Source organism: Jatrophihabitans sp. (assembly GCF_051960575.1).
Taxonomy (GTDB): Bacteria; Actinomycetota; Actinomycetes; order Mycobacteriales; family Jatrophihabitantaceae; genus JBQCEE01.
This window is the reverse complement of the sequence record NZ_JBQCEE010000428.1, coordinates 1-8167: the sequence shown is the minus strand read 5'-3', so window position 1 is coordinate 8167 and position 8167 is coordinate 1. Positions and strand designations below refer to the sequence as shown.

General features: G+C 72.2%; 10 protein-coding genes. 2 read left to right on the top strand and 8 right to left on the bottom strand.

Annotated features, from left to right (window positions below; all coding sequences use genetic code 11):
- Positions 1-87: 87 nt before the first annotated feature.
- On the bottom strand, positions 88-240 hold the full coding sequence (locus tag ACTHMS_RS24150) for a hypothetical protein (RefSeq protein ID WP_440309204.1): 153 nt from the start codon (positions 238-240) through the stop codon (positions 88-90).
- A gap of 68 nt (positions 241-308) precedes the next feature.
- Here ACTHMS_RS24150 and ACTHMS_RS24145 point away from each other — a divergent pair, with 68 nt between their 5' ends.
- On the top strand, positions 309-1337 hold the full coding sequence (locus tag ACTHMS_RS24145; RefSeq protein ID WP_440309203.1) for an alcohol dehydrogenase catalytic domain-containing protein: 1029 nt from the start codon (positions 309-311) through the stop codon (positions 1335-1337).
- A 15-nt stretch (positions 1338-1352) separates the two neighbouring features.
- Here the strand turns inward: ACTHMS_RS24145 and ACTHMS_RS24140 are convergent, their stop codons facing one another.
- Genes ACTHMS_RS24140 through ACTHMS_RS24130 form a run of 3 tightly spaced genes read right to left on the bottom strand, consistent with a single transcriptional unit; the run spans position 1353 to position 4407 of the window.
- Entirely contained in the window at positions 1353-1721 is a 369-nt protein-coding gene (locus ACTHMS_RS24140; protein WP_440309202.1) for a VOC family protein, read from the bottom strand.
- A 30-nt stretch (positions 1722-1751) separates the two neighbouring features.
- Complete coding sequence (locus tag ACTHMS_RS24135) at positions 1752-2144, bottom strand: OsmC family protein (protein ID WP_440309201.1); 393 nt, start codon at positions 2142-2144, stop codon at positions 1752-1754.
- Between the two features lie 49 nt (positions 2145-2193).
- Positions 2194-4407, bottom strand: coding sequence for a putative Ig domain-containing protein (locus ACTHMS_RS24130; RefSeq protein WP_440309200.1), 2214 nt, complete (start codon positions 4405-4407; stop codon positions 2194-2196).
- Between the two features lie 304 nt (positions 4408-4711).
- Between ACTHMS_RS24130 and ACTHMS_RS24125 the strand changes: the two genes are divergently transcribed.
- The gene (locus tag ACTHMS_RS24125; protein WP_440309199.1) at positions 4712-5041 is read left to right on the top strand and encodes a hypothetical protein; all 330 of its coding nucleotides are present in this window, start codon (positions 4712-4714) and stop codon (positions 5039-5041) included.
- A 69-nt stretch (positions 5042-5110) separates the two neighbouring features.
- Here ACTHMS_RS24125 and ACTHMS_RS24120 read toward each other — a convergent pair whose 3' ends face one another.
- The 4 genes from ACTHMS_RS24120 to ACTHMS_RS24105 all read right to left on the bottom strand — a co-directional run.
- Positions 5111-5749, bottom strand: a complete 639-nt coding sequence (locus ACTHMS_RS24120) for a DsbA family oxidoreductase (protein WP_440309198.1) — start codon at positions 5747-5749, stop codon at positions 5111-5113.
- Between the two features lie 35 nt (positions 5750-5784).
- Positions 5785-6696: a tRNA pseudouridine(55) synthase TruB gene (gene truB / locus ACTHMS_RS24115; protein ID WP_440309197.1), complete on the bottom strand. Its 912-nt coding sequence runs from the start codon at positions 6694-6696 to the stop codon at positions 5785-5787.
- Complete coding sequence (locus ACTHMS_RS24110; RefSeq protein ID WP_440309196.1) at positions 6689-7984, bottom strand: MATE family efflux transporter; 1296 nt, start codon at positions 7982-7984, stop codon at positions 6689-6691. Before ACTHMS_RS24110 ends, truB begins: the two co-directional genes overlap by 8 nt.
- On the bottom strand, positions 7981-8167 hold a 187-nt coding region (locus ACTHMS_RS24105; protein ID WP_440309195.1), incomplete at its 5' end, for a DHHA1 domain-containing protein. The genes ACTHMS_RS24105 and ACTHMS_RS24110, both read right to left, overlap by 4 nt.

Below are 8167 nucleotides of genomic sequence, written 5' to 3'. Positions count from 1 at the left end.
TTTTTCTTTCTAAGGTTAAAAAACACCCCGGGGCGGGCCGGCCCCCGGGGGTGGTTGCGCGCGGCGGTCCGTCGTCCGGGGTCAGTGCTACTTGTTCTTCTTCGCGGCCTTCTTGCCGCCCTTCTTGCCCAGCTCGGCCTGCGCCGCGGAGGACTTCCGCGGGTTCTTCTTCCCCTCCTCGGACGCCTTGGCGTTGGCCTTCTTCGCCGTGTCGCTGCCCTTGCCCTGCTTGTCGGCCATCGCCGCTCCCCTTCGTCCAGGTGACTGCCCGAGGTCCTACCCAGCAGCTCGCCGCCTACGCTCGGGCGGTGCGCGCGGTGCGGTACGAGCAGTTCGGTGGCCCGCTCGACGTCGTCGACCTCGAGCCGCCGGTGTGCGCGCCAGACGGCGTCGTGGTGCGGGTCGAGGCCACCGGCCTGTGCCGCAGCGACTGGCACGGCTGGATGGGCCACGACGCCGACGTCGTGCTGCCGCATGTGCCGGGGCACGAGTTCGCCGGTGTGGTCGCGGAGGTCGGACCCGAGGTGACCCGATGGCGGGTGGGCGACCGCGTCACGGCGCCCTTCGTCTGCGCCTGCGGTACCTGCCCGACCTGCCGACGCGGCGACCTGCAGGTCTGCGAACGGCAGCAGCAACCCGGCTTCACCCATCCGGGCTCGTTCGCCGAGTTCGTCGCCGTCCCGGTCGCCGACCTCAACGTCATCGCGCTGCCCGACGGGCTGGACGCCGTGGCGGCGGCCGCGCTCGGGTGCCGCTTCGCCACGGCCTACCGCGCGGTCGTCGCGCACGCACGGCCCGCGCCCGGCGACTGGCTGGCGGTGCACGGCTGCGGCGGTGTCGGGCTGGCAGCCGTCATGATCGCCGTGGCCGGCGGCGCGCGGGTGATCGCCGTCGACCCCAGTGCCGCGGCCCGGGAGCGTGCGCTCGCATTGGGGGCCGAGCAGGCGCTGCCCGACGCGACCGCGGTCGCCGAGCTCACCGACGGTGGTACGGCCGCATCGATCGACGCCATCGGCGGGGCCGACTCACTGCTCGCGTCGGTGCGGTCGCTGCGCCGCCGCGGACGCCACGTGCAGGTCGGCCTGCTCGGCGGCGACCACGTCGTGGCCGCCGAGGTCATCGGCCTCGCCGTGTCGCGCGAGCTCGAACTGCTCGGCAGCCACGGCATGTCCGCGCTCGACTACCCCGCCATGCTCGCTCGCATCGTCACGGGCGAACTCGACCCGGCCCGCCTCGTCGCGCATCGCGTCGGGCTGGCCGAGGGCGCCGCCGCCCTCGCCCGGCTCGGTGACGCCACCGTCGACGGCATCACCGTGATCCAGCCGAGCCGCGCCTGACCTGCGGCACCGAAGTCACTCGGCGTCGACGACCGACCTGCGCTGCTCGACGAGTTCGTAGACGCCGCCGTCCGGCGCCACGAAGTGCGCGTAGCGCATGCGGTCGTTCTCGGACACCTCGTCGTCGGTCTCGACGCCCGCCGCCCGGAGTTCGCCGAGGGCCTCGTCGAGATCGTCGACCAGGAACCCGATCGACCGGTGTGTCTCCCCCATCTCGCCGGGCGACGCGACGGCGAAGACGCTGCCGTCGGGCAGGGTGAACGCGTCCGCGCCCATGCCGCCGACGATCACCGGGGGCAGTCCCAGCACATCCGTCACGAACGACCGCATCGCCTCGCGCTGCGGCGTTGCCGTGCCGGCGAAGCAGAGTCCGAGGATGCGCATGGGCGGACCCTAAAGGCCGTCGCCCGGCCGTCACGCCGGCGCGCGTCGCACCGGCGCGCCGAGACGCGCCGCCTGCGGGATCTCGGCGACCTCGTCGACGACCGCGAGCAACCCGGCGACATCCGCATCGGCGGGCGCATCGACCTCGACCACGTACGTGACGCCCGTCGACCGCCAGGTCGTCGTGTCGAAGCTGCCGCGAGCCACGACGCGCACGCCATGCACCTCGACACCGAGCCGCTCGGCCTCGCGGTGCACATCGTTCAGCACGCAGCCGGCGATCGAGAGGTGCAGCAGGTGCGCGCCGGTGAAGGGCGCCTGGACGGTGACGCCAACACTCTTCCAGCGGTGCGGGAACTGTACGGCCTCAGGGTCTCGCGATCGCAGCGCACCCGAGGCGACGATGACCGTGTACTCGTCCATGACCGACCATGCTGACGCACGTCGCGCGCGTCAGCACGGCCGGTCGCGCTCAGCGGGTGTGGACGCGCACGCTGTGCAGCGTGCGGCCGGTGACCACGCCGAGGTTCCAGAGCCGGTCGTGCCCCATGCATCGCTCGATCGTCACCGTGAGCGCCCACCGGTTCGCGCCGATGCGGCGGAAGACGTGGTCGACGCCGTGCGGCCGCTGCGGCACCGGCGCGGCGTCGACGTAGTACGGCCGCACCCGGCTGTCGCTCACGACGATCGTGTAGTTGCGGCCGAGCTGCACCTGCCACGTCCCGTTCGAGTAGGGGGTGTTGAGCAGGTAGATGCCGGGCACCGAGTAGCTGCCACGCAGGCTGGCGGTGTTGCCGGCGCGGTCGGTGGCCGTGGCGACGTAGCTGGTACGCGCCCCGCTGGTGTGCCTCGTGATGCGGCAGCTCGCGATGCCCGACAGCGTGTCGGTGGCGACGCACCGCGCCGTCGGAACCTGCCCGCCGTAGGTCGCGCCGTTGCGAATACCGGTGACGCGCACGCTCGGACGGTGCTGATCGAGGTTCAGGTCGGTGACCGAGACCGTGGCCATGCCGCCGTCGGTGGCCGCGATCGTGCGGCTGACCGACTGGCCCGCGCCGTCGTGCGAGAGCGTCACCGGTGCCGAGCAGGGCGCCGTGAGCGGCGCGGTGGCCGCGGTGCACGTGAAGGTCACCGTGATGGGACTGCGGTACCAGCCCGCCGCGGTGCGCGCGTGCGGACTCGAGACACGCGCGGTGATCGTCGGGTTGTGCCGGGCCGAGGACGCGGACGAGCCGAGGAAGTCGGCGTCGCCGGAGTAGGCGGCACCGACCTGGTGGGCGGCGCCGCTCGGCACCGAGTAGGCCAGCGTGGCGGTCGAGCCCGAGAGCGGCGCGAGGCCGACCGGCAGGCCGTCGACGTAGAAGATCACGAAGCCACTCGGCGTCCCGGCGCCGGGTGCGTTGACGGACACGGTGGCCGCGAGGTCGGACTGGTGCACCGCGAGCGACGTCGTGGTGGCGGCCTTCCCGACTGCGACGGTCGTGCTCGCCGTGACGGCGTTGCGGTTCGCGTCGCCGGTCTCGGCCGCGTCCACCTCGCACGAGCCGACGTGCGCGAGCGTGACGGTGGTACCGGAGACGGTGCAGACCGACGGGCTGCCCGAACTCGTGGTCACGGTCAGCCCGGACGCCGATCCGCTCACGGACGCGGTCACCGCCTGCCCGACGACACCGGTGCTCGGCGCCGTGACCTGCAGCGGCGGCGTCGCCTTCCCGATCGTGAGCGTGTACGCCTGCTGCCCCGTCACCGGCCCGGTGCCGGTGCCGGAGTCGGTGGCTCGGACGGTGAAGTTGAAGGTGCCGGCGGCGGTCGGCGTGCCGGCGAGCGCCCCGGTGGCCGCGTCCAGGGTCAGGCCGTCCGGCAGCGTGCCTGCACTCACCGCGTAGGCGTAGGGCGCAGTGCCGCCCGATGCCGCGACGCTCTGTGAGTACGCCGTGCCGAAGGTGCCGGCCGACAGCGTGCTCGGCAGCACGACCGTCGGGGACGCCACGGTGAGCGTGTACGCCTGGTCGGCGGAGATGCCGTCGCTGTCTGTCGCCGTGACGGTGAAGCTCGCGGAGCCGTACTGGGACGGCGTCCCGGCGAGCGCGCCCGCGCTCGTCAGCGTGAGGCCGGTGGGCAGCGTGCCACTGGTCACGGCGAAGGAGTACGGACCGGTGGCGCCCGACGCGGTCAGCGTCTGGCTGTAGGCAACGCCGCCGGTCGCGTCGGGCAACGAACCCGGCGAGAGCGTGACCAAAGCGGGGCCGGCGACCATCGACCCCGAGGCGACATTCCGGTACGCGCCGCAGTTCGTGCACTCGAACGACGAGGTGGACAACGCAACGCTGTCGCCGGTCGCTGCGGTCGACGTGTCGGGGAACACCAACTCGATGTACCGGCTGAGGTCGTCGAACACGCTGATCGTGCCACCGTCGTTGGCCTTGATCAGGTGGCTGTTGCCGGCGTCGTAGCGGGTGCTCGCACCGAGGTAGACCGCCAACGTCCCGCCACTTGTCGTGAGGTCGAAGGCCTTGATGTGGTTCGCGCCGTCGAAGGTGACCGTGCCGGTCATGGCGCCGCCGTCGTCGAACGTCACGCCCTGCATCGTCCATTGCCGGTACGTCGCTGCGTCGGCGCGCGTCGGTGCGCCGACAACGAAGCACAATGCGATCGCCGCGACCGCGACGAGGAGCAAGGCGAACACCGCACGATGCCGGGCGACGGTGGACGAGGGGGCGAGGGGCATGGCTGGGCCTCCCGGACGGGGCATCGACTTCGGCGATACCGGCTGGGCGAGAAGCGCATTCGATCATTGATTGATCATGTCTGCATGGTTTCCGACCAAAGACCCGACCTGGGTCGGGTGCCGTGACGACGGAGGCTCCGCCACGGTTCACCGATGCGGCTTCGAGTGCCCTCGGAGCAGGCCGGCGAGCGTGGCAGGCAGAGTGCGGAAGTCCGGTGCTCCTGCGACACCGCGAGCGCGATGAGGTGCCAGAATCGCCGACGTGACCGACGTCGACGTCGAGGTTGAACGGGCCGAGGTTGCAGCAGGTGACGTCGGCGTCTGCGCCAAGCTCTCGGCTGAGAGCTGGGAGCTCAACATCTGGGCCCGCGCCGCGGACTACGCGCAGCTCGGCAACATCCGCGACGCCAGCTGGGATGACCGGTCCTCGCTGAAGGTCGGCACGTCAGCCGGTGCTGATGTCTTCTGGGTCAGTGACGAGCGAGGGGTTTCGATCCTCGTAGGGCAGGACGACGAGACCTGGGACTTCGCCGTGACCGTCCCGGAGCACATTGTCCAGCGGTTGCATCAGCAGGTGCTCGCGCTCGGCTGAGCACCGATCATTGCTCCGACTGCACGCTTCTTCCGCTCGAAACCCGGCACGGCAGCCCGCACCCTCGAGTCAGGCGGCGGCGTCCTTCGCCTGGGTCAGGATCTGCGCCAGCACGTCCGCCGGTTGCGCGCCCGAGACGGCGTACTTGCGATCGATCACGAAGAACGGCACGCCGTCGGCGCCGAAGTCGTGCGCGAGCTCCTCGTCGGCTCGAACCTCGTCGAGGTAGGCGACCCCACCGAGCACCTGGACGACCTCGGCCCGGTCGAGCCCAGCGCCGACGGCGATCTCGGTCAGCGAGTCGTGGTCGAACACCGAACGCTGCTCGGTGAAGTAGGCACGGTGCAGCGCTTCGACCAGCTCGGCCTGCCGTCCGCGGGCATCGGCAAGATGCAGCAACCGGTGCGCGTCGAGGGTGTTGCCGCTGTGCAGCTCACCCATGCGGAACGTGAGACCGGCCTGTTCGGCGCGCTGTTCCATCTGCTGCTGCGCCTGCTCGGCCTGCTGCGGCGTCATGCCGTACTTGCGGCTGAGCACCTGCACGGTCGGCGCCACCTCGTCGTGCGGCGCACTCGGGTCGAGCTCGAACGAGCGGTACGTCACCTCGACCTCGTCGCGGAAGGGCAGCTGCTCGAGCGCGCGCTCGAAGTTGCGCTTGCCGAGGTAGCACCAGGGGCAGACGACGTCGGACCAGATCTCCACTCGCATGCCAGGGCAACGTCTCGCGCTGCCGAGCGCATTCCTCAGCCGGCGGCGGTGAACACCACGATCGGACGCGACGACCCCTCGCGTTCCTGCAGCAGCGCAATGACGTCGCCGTCCGGGCCGACCGCGCCGTGCGTGCCGGCGATCCCCTGGGGCGGCAACGACTTCCCGTACGAGAGCGCCCGCGCCTCCGACTCGTCCACCTCGCGCACCGGCATCGCCTGGCGGACGGCGTCGGCGAGCGACAGGGTGACCGGGTCGTCGAGCGTCGCCAGGTCGTCGAGCGTGCGAGCCTCGGCGAGGTCGAAAGGGCCGACCCGCGTGCGTCTCAGTGCGGTGAGGTGGCCGCCCACGCCGAGCGCGGCGCCCACGTCGCGCGCCAGCGCGCGCACGTATGTGCCGGACGAGCACTCGACCACGACGTCGACGTCGACGAAGCCGTCGACCCGTCGCACCGCTAGCGGGTCGAAGCGGCTCACCGTCACCGGCCGTGCGGCGAGCTCGACCGCCTCACCGCGCCGGGCGAGGTCGTAGGCACGTTGCCCGGCGACCTTGATCGCCGACACACTGCTCGGCACCTGCTGGATGTCGCCGACGAGTTCGCGCATCGCTGCGCGAATCGCGTCGTCCTCAACATGTGTGGTGTCGGCGGTGGCGATCGGCTCCCCCTCGGCATCGTCGGTGGTGGTCGAACACCCGAGCCGCATCGTCGCCGTGTACGCCTTGTCGGCCAGCACGAGGTGGGTGAGCAGCCGGGTCGCCTTGCCCACGCCGATGACGAGCACGCCGGTGGCCATCGGGTCGAGCGTGCCCGCGTGCCCGACCTTGCGCGTTCGGGCCAACCGGCGCATGCGGCCGACGACGTCGTGCGACGTCCAGCCCGCCGGTTTGTCGACGACGACGAGCCCGTCGCGTGCCGGCGGCCGGCGGGGAGCTGCGTGCTCAGACACCGAGCACCACCCATCGCTCGCCGCGTGCCCGGGTGAGCATGCCGACGAGTCGGACGAGGATGAACGCGGTCAGCCCGGCCCACACCCCGCCGATCCCCCAGTGCCAGTGCAGCGCGGCGAGGTTGATGGGGGCGAACGCGCCGACGGCCGCGACGATCGTCAGCGTGCGCAGGAAGCCGACGTCGCCGGCGCCGATGAGCACGCCGTCGAGGGCGAAGACCACGCCCGCCGCCGGCAGCATCGCGACGAACCACGGCCAGAGCAGGTGCGCCTGGTGCAGCGTCGCCGTGTCGGGGGTGAACAGGCGCGGGACCACCAGCCAGCCGGCCGCGAGCAGGACGGCGAAGCCGACGCCGGCCCAGAGCCCCCACCGTCCGACCTGCGCGGCGAGGTGTTTCGCCTGCCCCGCGTCGGACGCGCCGAGCGCAGCGCCGACCAGCGACTGCGCCGCGATCGCCACCGAGTCGAGCAGGAGCGCAGTGAACTCCCACAGCTGCAGGCCGATCTGGTGCGCGGCGAGCTGCGGCGTGCCCATGCGCGACGCCACGCCCGCCGCGGACAGGAACGCCACCTGGAAGGCGATCGCTCGGGCCAGCAGGTCGCGTCCGACGACCAGTTGCTGCCGCATCACCGCCGGTCGCGGCCGCACGCCCCGCGCCGCGCGCCGCAGCGCCGTCACGAACAGCGCAGCGCCGACGGTCTGCGCCGCGAGGTTGGCCCACGCCGAGCCGTCGAGACCGAGCCCGGCCGGGTACACGAGCAGCGGCGACAGCACGGCGGACAGCCCGTTGGCCACGAGCACCAGCACGACGGGCTGCCGCGTGCGTTGCACACCGCGCATCCAGCCGTTGCCGGCGAGCACGAGCAGCACGCCGGGCAGGCCGATCACCGCGATGCGGAACCAGTGCTCGGCGGCCATCTGGTTCGCCGTCGCACCACCCGCCAGCAGCCGGGTGAGGGGCCCGGCGAAAAGCTCGCCCACCGCCACCATGACCCCGCCGATGCCGAGCGCCAGCCACGAGGCTTGCACCCCTTCGTCCACGGCCTGGTCGAGACGACCCGCGCCGAACCAGCGCGCGGACCGCCCGGTGGTGCCGTACTCGACGAAGGTGCCGACCACCGCAAGCAGCGTCATCAGGGCCGCCCCGATGCCGAGCGCGCTCAGCGGCACGGCACCGAGATGCCCGACCACCGCGGTGTCGACGAGCAGGTAGAGCGGCTCGGCGGCGAGCACGACGAGGGCCGGCGCCGCCAGAGCCAGCACGCCGCGTGGCGGCGTGCTGGTCACTGCCCGGTCAGCTGCTCTCGGAGGGCGGTCATCGTGGCCTCGCGGTCCAGCCGGCTCGTGTAGCCGGCCGCGGCCCGGTGCCCGCCGCCACCCAGAGCCATCGCGACCCGGGAGACGTCGGTGGCGCCGCGGGAGCGCAGCGACACCGACCACGAGCCGTCGTCCTGACCCTTGAGGACGCAG